This window comes from Pseudomonadota bacterium, assembly GCA_027620075.1.
Classification (GTDB): Bacteria; Pseudomonadota; Alphaproteobacteria; order Rickettsiales; family UBA6187; genus 1-14-0-20-39-49.
Map to the genome: position 1 here is coordinate 1 of JAQCEY010000009.1, position 17883 is coordinate 17883.

The 17883-nt window shown below is 40.2% G+C and carries 14 protein-coding genes and 2 pseudogenes; 2 read left to right on the forward strand and 14 right to left on the reverse strand.

Going from position 1 to position 17883, the window contains the following annotated elements; translation table 11 throughout:
• Nucleotides 1-492: 492 nt before the first annotated feature.
• Nucleotides 493-729, reverse strand: a complete 237-nt coding sequence (locus tag O2942_10205) for a hypothetical protein (GenBank protein MDA0782622.1) — start codon at nucleotides 727-729, stop codon at nucleotides 493-495.
• A gap of 116 nt (nucleotides 730-845) precedes the next feature.
• Between O2942_10205 and O2942_10210 the strand changes: the two genes are divergently transcribed.
• On the forward strand, nucleotides 846-1451 hold the full coding sequence (locus O2942_10210; GenBank protein MDA0782623.1) for a hypothetical protein: 606 nt from the start codon (nucleotides 846-848) through the stop codon (nucleotides 1449-1451).
• A gap of 65 nt (nucleotides 1452-1516) precedes the next feature.
• Here O2942_10210 and recQ read toward each other — a convergent pair whose 3' ends face one another.
• The 13 genes and pseudogenes from recQ to O2942_10275 form a co-directional block, all read right to left on the reverse strand.
• Nucleotides 1517-3334 (reverse strand): DNA helicase RecQ, encoded by a 1818-nt coding sequence (gene recQ / locus O2942_10215; GenBank protein MDA0782624.1) that lies wholly within the window; start codon nucleotides 3332-3334, stop codon nucleotides 1517-1519.
• A 75-nt stretch (nucleotides 3335-3409) separates the two neighbouring features.
• Complete coding sequence (gene arsS / locus O2942_10220) at nucleotides 3410-4363, reverse strand: arsenosugar biosynthesis radical SAM protein ArsS (GenBank protein ID MDA0782625.1); 954 nt, start codon at nucleotides 4361-4363, stop codon at nucleotides 3410-3412.
• Nucleotides 4364-6499, reverse strand: a pseudogene (lpdA, locus tag O2942_10225) (dihydrolipoyl dehydrogenase).
• Nucleotides 6500-6638: 139 nt separating this feature from the next.
• Complete coding sequence (gene arsB, locus O2942_10230; protein MDA0782626.1) at nucleotides 6639-7676, reverse strand: ACR3 family arsenite efflux transporter; 1038 nt, start codon at nucleotides 7674-7676, stop codon at nucleotides 6639-6641.
• Nucleotides 7669-8247: a DUF5677 domain-containing protein gene (locus tag O2942_10235; protein ID MDA0782627.1), complete on the reverse strand. Its 579-nt coding sequence runs from the start codon at nucleotides 8245-8247 to the stop codon at nucleotides 7669-7671. The genes arsB and O2942_10235 overlap by 8 nt, the downstream gene beginning before the upstream one ends.
• A 177-nt stretch (nucleotides 8248-8424) precedes the next feature.
• Nucleotides 8425-8820 (reverse strand): annotated as a pseudogene (locus O2942_10240) (arsenate reductase ArsC).
• Nucleotides 8820-9152, reverse strand: coding sequence for a metalloregulator ArsR/SmtB family transcription factor (locus O2942_10245; GenBank protein ID MDA0782628.1), 333 nt, complete (start codon nucleotides 9150-9152; stop codon nucleotides 8820-8822). The pseudogene O2942_10240 and the gene O2942_10245 overlap by 1 nt, the downstream one beginning before the upstream one ends.
• A gap of 243 nt (nucleotides 9153-9395) precedes the next feature.
• Nucleotides 9396-9644: a hypothetical protein gene (locus tag O2942_10250; protein MDA0782629.1), complete on the reverse strand. Its 249-nt coding sequence runs from the start codon at nucleotides 9642-9644 to the stop codon at nucleotides 9396-9398.
• Nucleotides 9644-9958 carry a DUF1360 domain-containing protein gene (locus tag O2942_10255; GenBank protein ID MDA0782630.1) on the reverse strand — a complete coding sequence of 105 codons (315 nt, stop codon included), beginning with the start codon at nucleotides 9956-9958 and terminating at the stop codon, nucleotides 9644-9646. The genes O2942_10250 and O2942_10255 overlap by 1 nt, the downstream gene beginning before the upstream one ends.
• 307 nt (nucleotides 9959-10265) lie before the next feature.
• Nucleotides 10266-12362 (reverse strand): hypothetical protein, encoded by a 2097-nt coding sequence (locus O2942_10260; GenBank protein ID MDA0782631.1) that lies wholly within the window; start codon nucleotides 12360-12362, stop codon nucleotides 10266-10268.
• A 520-nt stretch (nucleotides 12363-12882) separates the two neighbouring features.
• Nucleotides 12883-13998 carry a hypothetical protein gene (locus O2942_10265; GenBank protein MDA0782632.1) on the reverse strand — a complete coding sequence of 372 codons (1116 nt, stop codon included), beginning with the start codon at nucleotides 13996-13998 and terminating at the stop codon, nucleotides 12883-12885.
• A 301-nt stretch (nucleotides 13999-14299) separates the two neighbouring features.
• Nucleotides 14300-15205, reverse strand: a complete 906-nt coding sequence (locus O2942_10270; GenBank protein ID MDA0782633.1) for a hypothetical protein — start codon at nucleotides 15203-15205, stop codon at nucleotides 14300-14302.
• 247 nt (nucleotides 15206-15452) lie between these two features.
• A complete protein-coding gene (locus tag O2942_10275; GenBank protein MDA0782634.1) occupies nucleotides 15453-15668 on the reverse strand; it encodes a hypothetical protein in 216 nt (71 codons plus the stop codon).
• A gap of 217 nt (nucleotides 15669-15885) precedes the next feature.
• Between O2942_10275 and O2942_10280 the strand changes: the two genes are divergently transcribed.
• The gene (locus O2942_10280; GenBank protein ID MDA0782635.1) at nucleotides 15886-17883 is read left to right on the forward strand and encodes an ATP-binding protein; all 1998 of its coding nucleotides are present in this window, start codon (nucleotides 15886-15888) and stop codon (nucleotides 17881-17883) included.

Below are 17883 nucleotides of genomic sequence, written 5' to 3' on the forward strand. Positions count from 1 at the left end.
TTCCAAGATAAAATACTGAACTTCAATGAACTTCTGCGACCTACTGCGAACCTATACGGAAACCCAGCCCTACGAGATTCGAACTGGCGACTTCGAAAATTATTAAAGTGTAATTTGACCCCATATCAAATCTTCAGTACCTATAAAACAAAACAGCTAAAAGCCCCGTATTTACTTTAAAATAAGGGTTGTAAGTTATTGTAGAGTATTCAACTAAACTAGACAGATTTCATGTTTGTGCATTAAGTATCCGTTTCGATTCCTGCATACGGAGATTGAAACAGAGAGACTAAAAACTAGTATTTTTACAGAATTGATGTTTTTCTGGTTCGAATCCTGCTACGGGTATCACGAAGCAGTGCGAACCGGAGGTCTTTAAATAAAACGCTAGAAGTCAGTCTGTTAGGCTATGTTATCTGGATAGCAGAGAGTTTTGGTAATTGCTGAAAAATACTGTAAAAATCGCTATATATAGGGTTTTTTAGATTGGCTTCAGCACCCCGGCCATTTAGAGCATTTAGCTTCATCAAGGAACAATTCATACGGTTTTTTCACGGTATACTGCGCCTTTCCGTCCTTCAAAGATAAGTTCTGGAACACTAGGTTTATAAGCTTGCGCTTTTGCTCAAGGTTAGAACTTCTAAATAATAAGCCGGCGTTCTGAATAAGGTCTAGTAAGAACGTGGTTACAACCCCGTCCTGTGAGGGGAAAGTCGTATAGATTTGCAAAAAAGTCGCTTTACATTGATTTTGCACTAAAATATTTACGCACAAAATCAAAACTTTACTCATAATTTATTTTATAATATCTTAATTTACCGGATGATTATAATGTAGGTGAATAAATGATAACTCGTATATATATAACCTTAGCGATTTTTAGTACTGTTGTAATATGGGAGGCTATTACTAACAGAATAATGGAGTATGACGGATTGGTAGAAAGTTTCGGTGACTGCATTCCTCATGATGCGGTTTTGGGTATAATAGACGAATCAGAAGGGCAGGTTCGAGTAGTTGTTTACTTCATTACATTTATATTTATATGTAATTTCTTTGTTTTTAACCATTGCTTTAAAGGAGTTATAAAAAGCATTGTTTATAACAAACCTAGTTTTTTAAGGTATTCGATAAATCTGCTTATTGTTCTAATAACATTAATAGTCGTTATCTCAACCAATTTAGTAGCTTCTGTATTTTTTAATAATAATTATTATTTAACAGCCCTTATTACCACAGCTATTACTGTTTTTTACTTAATATATAAAAACCGTATAACTTTTGAGAATATTATTCGTTCAAAACGCATTTTAATCGATATATTTATTATATCGATTTTTACTAGCTTTATTTTATTTCATATTACTTGGCTCGCAATTCTGCATGATATCAGCAAACATATATATCCGACAAAAGAGTTCGAGTTCATAGATTGCCCGACAACCGGTTAAGATTAAATGACTTTCCATACCGGAGTCTATAAAGTTTTTTGGACAAATAATGGCGGCATTCCTAACTAAGTATAGATAGCAATATATTTTTCTATTACACTTATGAACTCGTTGCCGTAACGTTCTATTTTATTTTGCCCGACACCGCTTATCCGCCCCATAGCATCTGCATCGGTAGGTTTTTGTGTTGCTAATTCTATTAAAGTTTTGTCGTGGAAAATTACGTATGGCGGTACGTTTTGGGCTTTTGCCAATTCCATTCTTTTAGCTTTTAACGCCGCAAATAAATTTTGATCCGCATCACTATAAATTGCTATATTTGCTTTGGTTCTAATACGCTTCTCGCCTTTCACCCTGCCTGTATATTTACGTAAATTCAGCGTTTGTTTTTCCTTAAGAAACCTAATTCCTGCCGGAGTGATTTTTAAACCTCCGTGACCCGTAACATCAACCGTCAGCAGGTTTTGGGCGACTAACTGCCTAAAAATACTTTGCCATTCGTTCTTATTATATTCACCGCCGATGGCAAAAGTGCTGATTTTATCATGACCGAAATTTATCATTCTGTCGTTGGTTTTACCGAGTAGAACATCTATCAGATACATAACGCCAAAGCGTTGCTCGGTGCGATATACGCAGGATATGGCTTTTTGAGCCGCAATTGTTCCGTCAAAAGTTTCAGGCGGAGAAAGACAGGTATCGCAATTATTGCATGGCTGACATGAATCGCTAAAATACTCCAGCAACACCTGCCTGCGGCAACATGCCGCCTCGCATAAGCCAAGCAGGGCGTTTAATTTATGATGCTCAATGCGTTTTTGGCTATCGGGTGCATTGGAACTTTCAATAAAATTACGCAGCAATGCGGCATCACTCATACCGTATATCATCAGTGCATCAGACGGCAGCCCGTCACGACCGGCACGCCCTGTTTCCTGATAATATGCTTCAATATTTTTCGGTATGTTCATATGAATAACAAAACGCACATCAGGCTTATCTATTCCCATACCGAAGGCAATAGTGGCAACCATAATTATATTTTCCTCACGCAGGAATTTATCCTGATTTTTAGCTCTGTCCGCCGCATTCATTCCGGCGTGATACGGAAATGCGTTGAACCCCTGTTCGCATAGCCAACTTGCAGTTTCTTCGGTCACTTTGCGTGACAGGCAATAAACTATACCGCTATTACCGTTATGATTTTCTTTTATGAAACTTAAAACCTGCTGTTTGGCACTTTTTTTCTCGATAATGCTATAGTTAATATTGGGGCGGTCGAAACCTGAAATAAAAGTTTTTCCATCGGTTAAATGCAGGCGTTCTACTATGTCTTTACGGGTAGGCGTGTCAGCCGTGGCGGTAAGGGCTATACGGGGAATATCAGGGAATAGTTCGGCAAGGCGTGATAATTGCGTATAATGCGGTCTGAAATCATGCCCCCACTGCGAAACGCAATGTGCCTCATCAATTGCAAAAAGGGCTATTTTTGATTCCGATAACAATGCAAGAAAATCATCCATAAGAAGACGTTCGGGAGCTACATAAACCATATCCGTTGCACCTTCACGAATAAGGCTTTTTACCTGAGAAATCTCAGATGCAGACATGCCGGAATTAATTGCATCCGCCTTAATTCCCAACTGCTGCAACGCACTGACCTGATCGTGCATAAGTGCAATAAGGGGTGATACTATAATCCCGACCCCGTCACGGCATAATGCAGGAATCTGATAGCACAACGATTTCCCGCTCCCTGTAGGCATCAGAACAAAAGCATTTCTTCCCGATATAACATGCTCTATGATTTCTTCCTGTAAACCTCTGAATTCGGGATAGCCATAGGTTTCTTGTAAAATTTGAAGTGGCGATTTATCTTGCATTTATCAGATTTATTTTTAAGTTTGAGGTAATTTACCGGAAATATCTGAAAAACCCATTTAAAAATACAAATTTTCTTACAACAACGCACCTCCGCATGAACTACCCGAGCCTGCCGTACAGCCAAAACAATGTCCGGCAACGGCAATGCCCGGTTTAATATTACTAAAACGCTCAATATCCCATATATTAAGTGGCTGCCAATTAAGCGGAATTTCCAGCATTTGATTAAAGTCGCAGTCATAAATCTGCCCGTCCCAGCCGATAGAGACCAATTCGGTACACATCACGCCCTTTGCGGCTTGCGGATTAAAATTCTCAATCAAGAGCTGCATGTAATCCTTCATTTTACCGTCACGCTCCAGCATATGAGCATAACGCTTAATAGGCATATTGGTGATGGTGAATAAATTATTAAACACAATGCCAAATTCGTCTTTTAAATGTGCGTGATAATCTTCTTCCAGCTTATCTTGAGCCGGTGGCAAATGCTCGCCGACCGGGTTATAAACAAGGTTCAAAATAAGCCCCGACCCTTCTTTACCGTAACCAAGGCTATTCAATTTTTCTAAAGCGGAAATGCTTTTGCCAAATACGCCTTTGCCCCGTTGGCTATCTACATTATCTTCCTTGTAGCAAGGCAAGGAGGCTACCACTTGTATCTTATTTTCCGCCAGAAATTCCGGTGTATCTTCTTGCCCGTCTTCAAAGAACACTGTTAAATTGCAGCGGTCAATGACCTCTTTTCCCATTTTTCGTATCTCGGTCACAAAATAACGGAAATGCGGGTTTAACTCCGGCGCACCGCCGGTAATGTCCACCGTATGGATTTGCGGTTCTTTATTAAGGAGTTCAAGCAGGCGTTCTACCGTTTCTCGTTCCATATTCTCGGTGCGATTCGGGCCGGATTCTACATGGCAATGATGGCATGCCTGATTACATCGCTTGCCGATATTGACCTGTAAAATTTTTATGGAATTGCGCTTTAGCTCAATATCATGCTCACGCAGCACATTTTCAAAACTCTTCATTTACCTTCTCCACTCGTGGAATTTTTCTAATATTTTCATGGCAAATGCCGGTACATGTGCTTTTTTCCATTCACCTGCCGCATATTTGTTAGCCTCTGCCAGCGTCGGGTAGATATGGATTGTGCCAAGAATCTTATTTAGTCCGATACCATGCTTCATTGCCAGAATATATTCGGCAATCAAATCTCCTGCATGAGTACCGACAATGGTAACGCCAAGGATTTTGTCCTTATCAGGTGCGGTCAGCACTTTGACAAACCCGTGTGCCTCAGAATCGGCAATAGCACGGTCTAAATCATCAATGCCGTAAGTAGTAACTTCATAAGGAATATTTGCCGCCTTGGCATCTTTTTCATTAAGTCCCACACGTGCTACTTCCGGATCGGTAAAGGTTGCCCATGGAATAACAGAATAATCAGCTTTGAACTTCTTGAAAGGTGAGAATAATGCGTTGATTGATGCATACCATGCCTGATGTGCTGCCGTATGGGTAAATTGGTAAGGACCCGTGACATCACCGCAGACATAAATGCTTGGAATGTTGGTTTGCAAGAAAGGGTCGGCATCTATCGTTTTATTGTCACGCAACTCTACACCAAGCTCTTCCAGACCAAAACCCTCGGTATTGGCAGTCCGTCCAAGTGCCACAATCACCTTATCGAATGCAATTTCTACATCTTTGCCGCCATGCTCACACACTAAAGTTCCCTCTCCTTTTTGGAGAGGCTTAGGGTGAGGGATAAATTCCTTAGCCTTGTGGTTTACCAGAACCTTAATTCCTTCTTTGGTGAATTTTTCTGTTACCGTTTTGATAACTTCCTCATCTTCACGGGTAAGAATTTGTGAAGCCATTTCTACTAATGTCACTTCAGCCCCAAGCCTTGAAAAAGCCTGTGCCATTTCCGAACCGATTGCCCCCCGCCAAGCACTAACAGTTTTTTAGGAAGCTCTTTTAATTCCCATACATTATCGCTGGTGAGGTAATCAATTTTATCAAGTCCGAGAATCGGCGGAACCATCGGTCTTGCACCTGTTGCTACGATAATGGAACGTGCCGTTAATGCTTTGCCATTGACCAGAACACTATGCGGTGAGGTAATTTTTGCTACACCTTCAATGCAATCAACGCCAAGTTTGCTATAACGCTCCCGTGAATCATGCGGCTCAATCGCTTTTACAACATTTTGTACACGCTGCATTACATCTTTAAAATCAAACTCAACAGTGGTTTGCTTAAATCCGAATTCTTCGGCACGCTTTGCGTATGAAAGCATTTTTGCAGAGCGTAGCAACGCCTTGCTCGGCACACAGCCGGTATTGAGGCAATCACCACCCATTTTATGTTTTTCAATGAGGGTAACTTTGGCTTTCACCGCCGCTGCGATGTAGCTTGATACCAGTCCGGCAGAACCGCCGCCAATGACGATAATGTTGTAATCATATTTACTCATGGATTTTCTCCTTGCGAATAAATTTAAGTCCCCTTTTGGCAATCAGCGGAAACAGCCCCAACAATGCAAAAGCAATTAATAATGAGGGGGACGCAATATCGGAAAAAGACTCTATCTGTGCTAATTGCGTGCCTGCATACACATATACCGCCGTGCCGAGAAGCATACCAAGCTGGCTAACCCAATAGAATGTCCAAGTTTTAATCGGCATAAGTGCCATAACAACATTAATCATGAAGAACGGAAATGCCGGAACCAGACGAAGAGCAAACAAGTAAAATGCACCTTCACGCTCAAATCCTGCGTTAATTTTAGATAGCTGCTTGCTATAGTTTTTCTGTACATAATCCCTTGCCAGAAACCTTGCCATAAGGAAGGCAAGCGTTGCACCGATTGTGCTAGCGAAGGAAACTATAACAAGCCCGACAGGAAGCCCGAATAACGCACCGCCCAGCAAGGTAAGTGCAGCGGCAGCAGGTAACGATAATGCCGTTACCAGAACATAAACAAGCCCGAAAACAGACAACACCAAAAATGTATTCTGCTCGTAATATTCCTGCAAGGTATGCTGTTGCTCTTTGACATAATCTAACGTAGCATACCGCCCTAAATCCAATGCAAAAAATGCTGATATTATTAGTACTAGCAGGATAAGCAGTCCGATTTTTATTATTTTTTTATTCATAATGTCCCTGCCATAAAATAAATGATTTCTGCAAATTTACTATAAATCCGATAGCGGTAAATTAACGACCGACTCAAACAGCATGGAAAATACCGTATCTTTATTTATAGTGCGGTCAATTGAAATGGCAAGAAAGGCTTTAAGGAAAAGCTGTGCGGGTTCTATTGGCAAAAGCCACTAGCGACAGCATCACAGGCACTTCTACCAGCACACCGACTACAGTAGCCAGTGCCGCCCCCGAATGCAGACCGAACAGGCTTATAGCAACGGCAACGGCTAATTCAAAAAAGTTGGACGTGCCGATAAGTGCCGCAGGTGCAGCGGTGGTAAACGGCACACGCCACAGATATGCCCAGCCATAGGCGATAACGAAAATACCATAGCCCTGAATCAGCAGCGGCACGGCTATAAGTGCTATAACCATAGGTTTATCTATTATGGTTTGTGCCTGAAAGCCGAATAATAACACTACCGTAGCCAATAAACCCATAACGGAAAATGGTTTTACCTTCTCGGTAAATCGGGATATGCCTTCGTTTGTATGGTTTTTATCGAGCTTCTTACGGGTGATATATCCTGCAACAAGCGGTATCACAACATAAAGAATAACAGAAAGGAGCAAGGTTTCCCAAGGTACTACGATATCGGTAACACCAAGCAGGAGGGCTGCTAGCGGTGCAAAGGCAAAAATCATGATGATATCGTTGATGGAAACCTGTACCAGTGTATAATTGGCATCGCCTCTTACCATCTGACTCCAGACAAACACCATTGCGGTGCAGGGTGCAACGCCAAGCAAAATCATACCTGCGATATATTCTTTTGCAGTTTCAGGAGCGACCAGTCCGGCAAATATATGCTCGAAGAATAATATGCCCAGTGCCGCCATGGTGAAGGGTTTTATCAGCCAGTTGATAACAAGTGTTATGCATAAACCTTTGGGTTTTCGTCCTACGTCACGGATAGAGGCAAAATCGACATTGACCATCATAGGATAAATCATCACCCAGATGAAAACTGCCACTACAAGGTTTACCTTGGCGTATTCAAGACCGGCTATGGTCTGAAAAATAGACGGTGCGGCAACACCCAAGCCCACACCTGCGGCAATGCACAGTGCAACCCAAAGGGACAGATAGCGTTCAAAGAAACCTAGGGGTGAGGTTTGGTTAGTCATTAAATTGCATTCCTGTCTTCTTTAAATCTTCAAACATTTTATTTGATATTTCTTCCAATGCTTCAACGTGCTTCAATTTAAAATGCTCATTTGTTTTAACGGCAATATCCAGCAAAGAGACAAAGGCTATTACCAAGGCTGGAACTCTATAAACATGCTCGGATTCATAATACGAAATATCTTCTACACTTTCGATTATGGCATGCCTTAGAGATTGCGACCCCCAATGTGCCCAGTCTGAGAAATACTGATAATTTGAATAGAAACCTTCCAAAGAAACATTGCCTTGTATAATATCTCGAAGACTTTTGCCTTTTCGGAAATTATCGTGGTGTTTATTACCGTTCTTAGTCAGAAAGGTATGTGCGTTTTGTTCGTAGTTTTCATTCACTTCTGTTTTATCTTTTTCTGAAACGAATGAGCCGCTACTGTTTTGTTGCTCTAGTAGTTTGAAGTCATAGACAGCCGAATAATCAAACCAGTTTCTAACCCGCTCAGATGACTTCTCTAATGCCCATGAAAGATTTATGACGCCTTCAATCATGGTTCTAGAAACTAACCCTGCATCCATAGACGGATCTAGTTTTATTACTGACATAGCATGATCGAGTTGCTTAAAAATGAAATAGGTTATCATCCGCCCGGCAAGGTCATCTTTTGGGAAAGATGTATGCTTTTGTAGCATGAGTTTTGTTGCTTCAATCAAATTAGATAAATGCTTTTTTGCTATCTCTGCTCGCACCATATTCTCAACCCTCTCTTTCAACATCTCAAACGCCTCATCAAACGCAGCATCAACTTCCTCATCCGTACCCGTTGCCTTAGCAGGGTCAGGTGTACTCCAATGCAGTTTTTCATGTTTGCCGAGGAATACGGGGCAGCTCTCAGCGGCTGCCGCATCGCATACGGTAATGACTAAATCGAAATGCTCGTTTGCGAACTCGTCCCATGATTTGCTGCGTGGCTCAATGATATCAATGCCGTGCCTTTGCAGGGTTTCGATGGATTTGGGGTGTACATATCCGACCGGATTACTTCCTGCACTGACTGCTTTATAACGCCCCTCACCAATTTTATTGATAAGCCCCTCTGCCATGATAGAACGGCAGCTATTTCCGGTGCAAAGTACAAGGACTCGTTTCATCAGCAACACTCGCTTTTTGTTGTTTTGCACGAAGACGGCTCGCCCTCTTCTTTTATGCAGCAGTTTTCTTTTAAGTAACTAATCAGTTCTTCAATAGCCGAACAATTCGCAGAGTAAATCATAGAACGTCCCTGCTTGCGTGAAGATATAAGCCCCGATTCCGTCAGATGAGATAAATGAAAGGATAGCGTATTATGAGGAATACCCAAACGGTCACTTATGGTTCCGGCAGCCGTACCGGTTGCCTCATACTCTACCAGTATTTTGAAGACTTTAAGCCTTGTATCTTGCGAAAGTGCAAGAAAAGATGATAGTGCATTATCAATTTTCATAGGTCGATAATAGTGGACATAAAAAGCTAGTCAAGAGTTATCGACATATAAAAAGTGAGAATATAGCGTTTCTAATTTTTAATGATAATGTCATCCCCCGAATTTTCGTAGAAAATTATAGGGGGATCTTCTGTAAATGGCACGAGACCCCCCTATAATTTTCTACGAAAATTCGGGGGATGACAGCCTAGAAGATACTTTAAATCACTATAGACTTTGTCACGCTTAAATAACACATATCCATTACAAAGGTTCTTGAGTAAAATATCCGGCTTTCATTAAATCAACCACATCACGTTCATCAACTTCCAGAGCGTCTCCATTATCGGAAAAAAGGTACGTAAAGCCTGTTACGGCTCCTTTGATTATGTATGGCTCATCTGCGTTATAATATATTTTTTGGGGATTTTGTAATTTTTCAGGTACGGCAGAAGGTGCAGGTCTTGTGCTGTAATTTCTCCAATTTGCCCTCTTATTTCCGCAACAGCCCATTATTTATCGTCCTGTATTTGATTTTTAGCCGCCAACTGTTCCAACAACGCAGCCGCACCGGAGAGTGCTAATAAATATATAAACCAGTATCTTAATTGATTAGTCATTATGAAAGCAAAAGGTACGGACACCCAAACGCTCATACAATAAAAACAATCCATTAACTGCCCTATTATCCCCTCCCCTGCTTTTATTCGTAATTTTACGACAATATCCCAAGGGCCGTCCTCGGCAACAAAGAAGTGTGCCACCCGCCAGACGGCAAGGACACAAATAATAAAAAGAAACTCTACAGATAAGTTATTTTCATGCATGATAACCAACATATTAATATAATACGGAACGCCTAATTATAGTAACTTTGAATTTACTTTCCTTATGCTGTCATCCTATGAAAAAAATTTAGTAAAATTTTTTATCATGGGATCCAATTCGAAAAGTTTAGGAAAACTTTTCGATATTAAAAAAGTTTCCTAACTTTTTTAAATCTGGATTCCACTATAATTTGTTTTACTAAACAAATTCGTGGAATGACAATAATAGCTAAATTAAATTCAAATTTACTATAATAGGAATAAGTTAAGGTGGGGCAATATACCCCACCTATTTTTATAATAATTGTTAATCGACATCAACAACTGCAACGCCGATAGAAGGCTTGCGGTATTTTTCGATCGGATCATAGAACCAATCAGGCGGAATATTATTTCCACCATCATCACCGGAAGGATTCATCGCACGGCTATTTGCCCTGCATATAAAGCTATAAGCACCTTCTAAAGCGGATGCGTCAAGCCTGTAACGCTGATAAAGCATTTCGGTATTATCCAATACCGACATATGCCAGTGTTCAGGGTTATTGGCAACATCGGCAATAGGTGTGAATGCACCACCACCGCAACCGCTTGTACTTAAATAAGCATCACGCAAATGGTTTGCGGCAACACTCACCTGAAATACCAGTTCAATACTCTTTGGCACAGAACCTCGATGTATCGTAGGGCAAGGGATACCTAGCAAGTTCCTTAAAGCACTATCTGATTCACCTACAAATTTCCATGCAAGTTTTGTAAATGTAACCTCAGGAGCGGTGTTATCGGTTTGTATCGCAACATCGGCAGAGAACGCAATATTGCTTTTGGAAGCATTCCCTATCTCAAGACGCAGGATACTCTTGCCAAGAGTCGGGGTCGGCCAGTCCATAAGCAGGTTTTCAAACGCAAGGTCTTCACGGTTAACGGTATTACCTCCGCTATCTACAGGGTGAACAGGATACCAACCGTTAGAATCGGCATGTATCACTATAGGCGTACCACCCGTATCTTTATAGTTATTCCACGAAATACCGGTTATCGCAGAGAATGTACTTCCGTTATCAACACTTCTTAAAATACGGTAATATTTAGCATTTTGTATATCAACGCAGCCATATAACTGCACATTATTACAAAGAGGTGATTGAGCGGCAGGACGCACCGGCGAACCTGTCTTAGGTCTGTTAGGTCTTATAGTATAACCGTTCGTATTGTCATAATATGCAGGAAGTGTTAGCGGCATGAATCCTGCAAATAAAATTGCCGGAACATTTCCGCAAGGAACAACCGGAACGCCGCAGATATTTGACTCTTTGGCTATTGAGCTTGCATATAAAGTAACGTCGGATATAGGATTTTCGTCCCATCTTACGTCAAAATATCCTTCCGAATATATCAATTCTTCATCGCCGTCACCATCTACATCTTGAGTAACACGGAATGTAATATCAGGCACATCATTTATTTTTTGCCATGTAGGAAGATATATATCGAAACAACGATAGAAAGGCCCGATAAAACGGCTAGGGTCAAATCCTATTATTTCTTTTACGTCAATATCAAGTTCTCGTGCGATAGATGAACGTATCGCCTCAACAGGACTAGCTTTCTTAGATGCCACTAAATTCTGCCCCGACAGAACATCGTGGAATTCACGAGGCAGTGGCGGCTGCATCTCATGCTCAAAAGCACGGGTCTGTATAGCACGGTTTGAAGCTAAAGAATTATTAGCCCCAAGTGCCTTTGACTCCTGCAAATCATTTATTTTTGTAGCAAGCCTGCCTGCTGCGTTACCCGCTACAGCCTCAATAACCGAAGGATTAAAACGCTGTATTTCTTTCAAAGGACCCGGATCAGGCAACGGAATCGGAGGCCATGGACCATCTACAATATCGTCAGGTATTTTAGGCAGCAAATCCCCTAGTGACGGACGACGGAAAATAGTAGGAAAACATATTCTTTCCTTACGCCATTTTAGCACCCAGTCAATATCGAATCTAGGTATCCATACACAGAAATTTCCGCATTCATCGGTCTGAACCGTAGCTATAACTTCACGCTTACAGTTAATGGGATAATGCCAGCTCCACTGCCAACCAACCGGAAAGTAAGTGATTAAATCACAATCGGTATCTTCAACATGAACAGTAGCAAAAGGAACCGGATATTCTATACCTGTGTTAGGATCTTTCTTAACTACCTTTCCGCAAACTTTACGAAACAGAAATAATTCCGGCTCTATCCTCCATTTAAGGGAGTCAGCCACTTGTGCTATAGTTCCCTTAATGTACTTAACATCAACGCCCGATAACTGAGAAAGCCTTTGAGCCTGCAAGCGAGAAACTTTTTGTTCCTCAGGATTAATAAATTGGTCTTGTTTTGACTTACGTCCTTTAGATTTCATACGATATCCCTCCCGGATAATAGGTTTAAAAAACTCTTTAGTTAATCTTAAAAAAACTAATCAAATACATTTACAGATAGGAAAATTGTTTAAAAATCAGCCTTTTGATAATTAATAAATTAACATAAGGAGCATTGTACTTACCTTCGGTATAAATTATCCATTATGGGCAAATGGGATAATTATAAAGAAATGACAAATATTTCTAGTAAATTCTAAATTCACTTACGTCATACCCTGTGTTTTCTTTAGAAAACTATAGCGTTTCTAATTTTTAATGATAATGTCATCCCCCGAATTTTCGTAGAAAATTATAGGGGGATCTGTTTTAATTGACAGAAGATCCCCGCACGGAGGCGGGGATGACAATTTTCAATAAATTTTGGAAATACTATATAGGGCGATCTCATGAGATTACCCTATAATTGCCTTTGGCAATTGGCGAAATACTTCATAAAAATAATTAAGTAAACTTATTATTTTTATTTCGTATTTTCGGGTAATGACGTTTATATACAAATTATAACGTTCCACACTTCTCAAATACGGCAACCAATTCAAGATGCTTTGTCCGGTAGAACTGGTCGATTGCCACAGCGGATATAATTTTATATCCGCCTTCTATCAGATATTTTGCGTCCCTTTTGAAGGTATCGGGGTTACATGAAACCATTACTATTTTTTGTATATCGCTTTTTAACACCTGCTTTACTTGCGGTAATGCCCCGTTCCTCGGAGGATTAATTACAACTGCGTCCATACGGTTTAACATTTGAGCATCGACAGGAGTTTTATATAGATCCTGTTTAACAGCGTTTACCCTGCTGCCCAATCCCGCATCAATAGCGGCGTTATGCATGGCAAGTACCATATCCTCCGCCCCCTCATAGGCTGCAACCCTGGCAACATACTGCAATAACGGGAAGCTATAAGTTCCGCAGCCCGAATAAATATCGGCAACCGCCTTACAGGATTTCAGCGAATCTACTACATATTCGGTAATAGCCGCCTGCCCTTTTTCCGTAGCCTGTAAGAACGCACCTACAGGCAGCGAAACCCTAACTCCGGCAAGGTTAATATCGGCTTTGCCCGTATCGTGGATAATATCGAAATCATCATTACCGTCTTCCCTTTTGACGGCAACACGCACTATATTATTTTGACAAATAAATTTATCTATTACTTTTGAATCGTTTGCATGAAGGGCTTGCCGAGAATTTATAAAAATATCAATACCATGTTCAAGGGCTGTAAGGTTGACAGATTTTATAACCGAAGGTTTCTTTAAACAGGATATCATTTCCTTTAAGGGCGACAGTAAAGCAAACAGCCTCTTATCCATTATCAGGCATGTTTTAATATCCACTACCTCATGACTTTTAGGAGCGTAGAACCCTATACTAACCTCACCTTTACAAACAGAGACTTTGATATCGACACGTCGTCGGCTATAATCCCCGACATGCACTAAAGGCTTTGCAACGCTTTCATCAACATTCAAACTATTTAAGATATCTAACAGCCTTCCCTGCTTCATGCGGGTATAATACTCATCTTGTATGTGCTGCATATTACAGCCGCCGCAAGAACCATAATGAGGACAAGGTGGTGTTTGTAGGGGTATTTGATTATCCATTACTTATACGAGATATGTGTCTTAAATTTAGTGGAATTTTTAACCTGTCACTAAAGAAGCCTCTGCAAAAGCCAAAAAACTACTCTCCCCTTGAGGGAGAGTTAAAAACACGAAAGTGTTTTTGTGAGGGGTAAAAACTTGCAAGTATTTTTTATACCTGCACGTGCTGCTCCCTCCCTAACAACTAACCCTCCCCCGTACACGTGAGAGGGGATAAAAAGAACTCAAATTTAAACTTTACAACCTTTTGCAGAGGCTTCTATAGTAAATTCAAATTTACTATATATCGAACACTCCCCTATTAAAACAAATAATCCATAACTCCCTTTACTTTTCTACTCACTCTGTTTTGAATGTTTTTATCCCGATTTATGATTTGTTTTAGATTATTAGAGGTTTGTTTGTAATATGATACGAATTCATAATTATCAGAATTAAATACATTACGCCCGTATGACCTTGAATAACTTTTATCCGCACTATCGAGCAGGTCTTCGGCTATATCGATATATCCGCTTTCTAATAAAAGTTTTGCGGTATTTAAATAATACTTGGTTTCAAATACGCTATCGCTCTGATACGGTACGATTTTCCAATCTGCGTAAACATCTCTTATAGCCCTATCTGCAACGGCAAAATCATAATCCGGGGCTTCGGCATCTGCATCTCTTAATGCCTTAACACCATCTTCTAACCTTCCGATAATCTTTGAAGAAACAATATGGCTAGTTGGCTGCATTAAAGAAATTGACGATAACTCCTGTTTGCCTTCCTGCAGGTTGGCTATTATTTTTTGTATTTGTTCATTTTGTTTTTCAGCTAATATTAAATAAGAGGGAGTACTGGCAAATCCCTTTTTGGCAAACTCAACTTTTACCAAGACAGACTCATCGGGATTTACGGCTTCCTTATCTTTTACTTCTTCGAAGGCGTTATTCAGGAACTTCAAAGCCTTCTCCCTATTAAACGCCGCCAGATTAAGCCTTGCCAGATGTAAATGTTCTAAGAACAGAGACTGAAAAATATTTTCTTTTTCAGGATTCTCATTTTTTTTATCAATTACAACTTCATGTATATCAGGTTTTTTTACAACACTTATCTTAGGAGGTTCTTGTTTTTCAAAATTTTGTCGTAGGCTTTCACAACCGGACAAAAATATTATACATAACAAGCTAAATGCACATAATAAACTTTTTTTACAGTTCATAAATTTTCCTGAATCATAAACAACCTAAAAAAGTCGTAGTTTAATTTACCACCGATACCATACCGAGGAAAGCTCTACCACTAAAACAAAATGATTTCACTCAACTGAGAATATATAACACCTAAATATAAAAGGACAATAAACAAAGAATTTATTTTTACAAACAACCCATAAAAAAACACCCTTACACTTTTAAAATGTAAGGGTGCAAGATAAAATATACGGTTGCAAGACCTAATTAAGCAGCTTATTTACCTCTCCGGCTCTTGATTGCCCGCCCGAATTTTTTTTTATTCTTTAGATATACGGCTCTTAATATGGCAGCCAAATCTATAGCGTTTACCCTATCATCATTTTTTATATTCTGATTGACCGCTTGTTTACTTGCCATTTTTCCATATTCCTTTTCCATGTTTGCTTTCAACTGTGCCCTACTACCTTGAATTATGTATTTATCATTCATCGCATTTACTCCTTTTATTTTATTGTTCTAAAAGTTACCGTGTATTTTGTTATTATGCTGCAATCGGTATAAATTTTAAATTCCCCAAATAACCGCACATCGTCAGCAGAGCGTAAGTCGGACTACAAAAACGTAACACTGCCCGAACAGGCATTTATCATTACTAATGGATATTTTATATGTATTGTGTATGCTCTCGCTCAAACGGAGTAAGGTAATGAACGATAGGGACGGCATAGTACTAGCCTGTATAGACAGCTATCCGAAATCTAAAATTTTACTTAGGATAGCCGCAAACAAAGCTGCGGAAAAAAAATGTAGCTGGGCGGTTATATATATCGAAACAGCCGCACATTATAAATTAAACACAGAAGGGCGGGAGCAGATTCTTCAATATCTTAAGCTCGCCGAGGAAATGGGAGCAAAAACCTTCCATATTGAAGGAAAGAGTGTAACGGACTCAATCATTTCATTCGTTACCGAGTCACAAAAATCATGTACACCGGTAAAATACATAGTTATAGGAAAACGCCGCAAAGACGGTATCTTTGCTAAGTTACGACCGTCTATTGTAAGAAAGATAGAAAAAAACGTATCGGTGCAGGGAGTTAAAATACAGAAAGTCCCTATATCCATGCGAAACCATATCCGTCCATGGTATGAAAGACTTTCACTAAATGATATCTCGATAAAGGGAGTTGCCTTTGCTTGTGCAAGCGTGTTTTGTGCTTATGTTTTGTCCCAATCACTACAGGCAAGCATACCTGTTGTTGAGTGGCGTATAAATTCGTATAACGTAACTGCGTTCTTCCTTATTGCATGCGTAATAACTTCACTTCGACACGGCTTGTTACCGGGTCTTATTTCAGCTATCTTGAGCCTTACCATAATGAATTACAGCTACGTACCGCCGCTGCACCAGTTCGGTTTTGAGCATTTTGGCGACGGTATAAGTATTTCAATTTTTTTATTTTCAGCAGTCCTTTTGTCAATAATGGGCAGTTATAGCAGGGCAAGTAACGAGGCACTGGTTAACAAGGAAAAAAGATCTCAGCTATTATATCAGATAAACCGTATAGCCGGTGAAGCTCATAGCAAGAAGCAAGCACTGTTTTTGATTCATGACGAGCTTGAAAAAGTATTGGATATGAAAGTAGCATTTTTTATTCCGGGCAGTTTTAACCAGCCTATCATAAACAGTGTATTCCCCAAAGACACAAAGCTGATAGAGAGCGACCGGAAATTACTATATAAATGCTGGGAGAAAATCAAAACTACAGGATTCGGAGCTGACAGGGAGTTCAAAACCAAATGGCGTTTTGAACCGATGATAACCGCCCATGGGGGGGTAGGTGTTATGGGCATCGAGATACCGTCACATGTAAAGCTGGACTCTTCATTCGGCAGGCTTTGCTATGCCATATCCGATCAGGTTGCCTCAATAACAGAACGTATAGACCTGACACACAAGATAAATCAGGCTCAGATAACCGCTGAAAAAGAGCAGTTACGCTCAATGCTCCTTTCCAGCGTATCTCACGACCTTAAAACCCCTCTTGCATCTATCATAGGTGCTTTGAGCGTCCATGAGAGAATGAAAAAATCCGATAAATTATCTCCCGAAATTGCCGAGGAGTTAATTGAAACCGCTTTGAACGAAGCACAACGCCTTGACAGTTTTATTACAAATATACTGGATATAACCCGCATTGAAAGTGGCGACATAGAATTTAAACGACAATGGGAACACTGCATAACACCGGTGCAATCGGTAATAAAGAGAATGAAACACCGCCTTGTAAATCATAATCTGATAATTGATATTGAGGACGACGAAGAAATCAAAATGGATTTGATGATGACGGAGCAGGTTTTACAAAATGTTTTAGACAATGCCGTAAAATATTCGACTCAAGGAAAAGAAATAAAGATATATACGGAAGTTACACCTAAAAGCTTTTCCTATGTTATAAGGGATTATGGCTTAGGTATCCCTAAAGAAAAGCTTTTGGCGATATTTGATAAATATGAAAGGCTAAAACATACCGACACGGTAGTTGCCGGTACGGGTCTGGGTCTTGCTATCTGCAAAGCCATCATGGAAAAACAAAACGGCACGATATACGCACGCAACCACCCCGATTCAGGGGTGGAATTCGTTATAAGCTTCCCCAAAAAAAGGAAGAGAAAGAGCAGACCCTTAATTGCGGCGTAA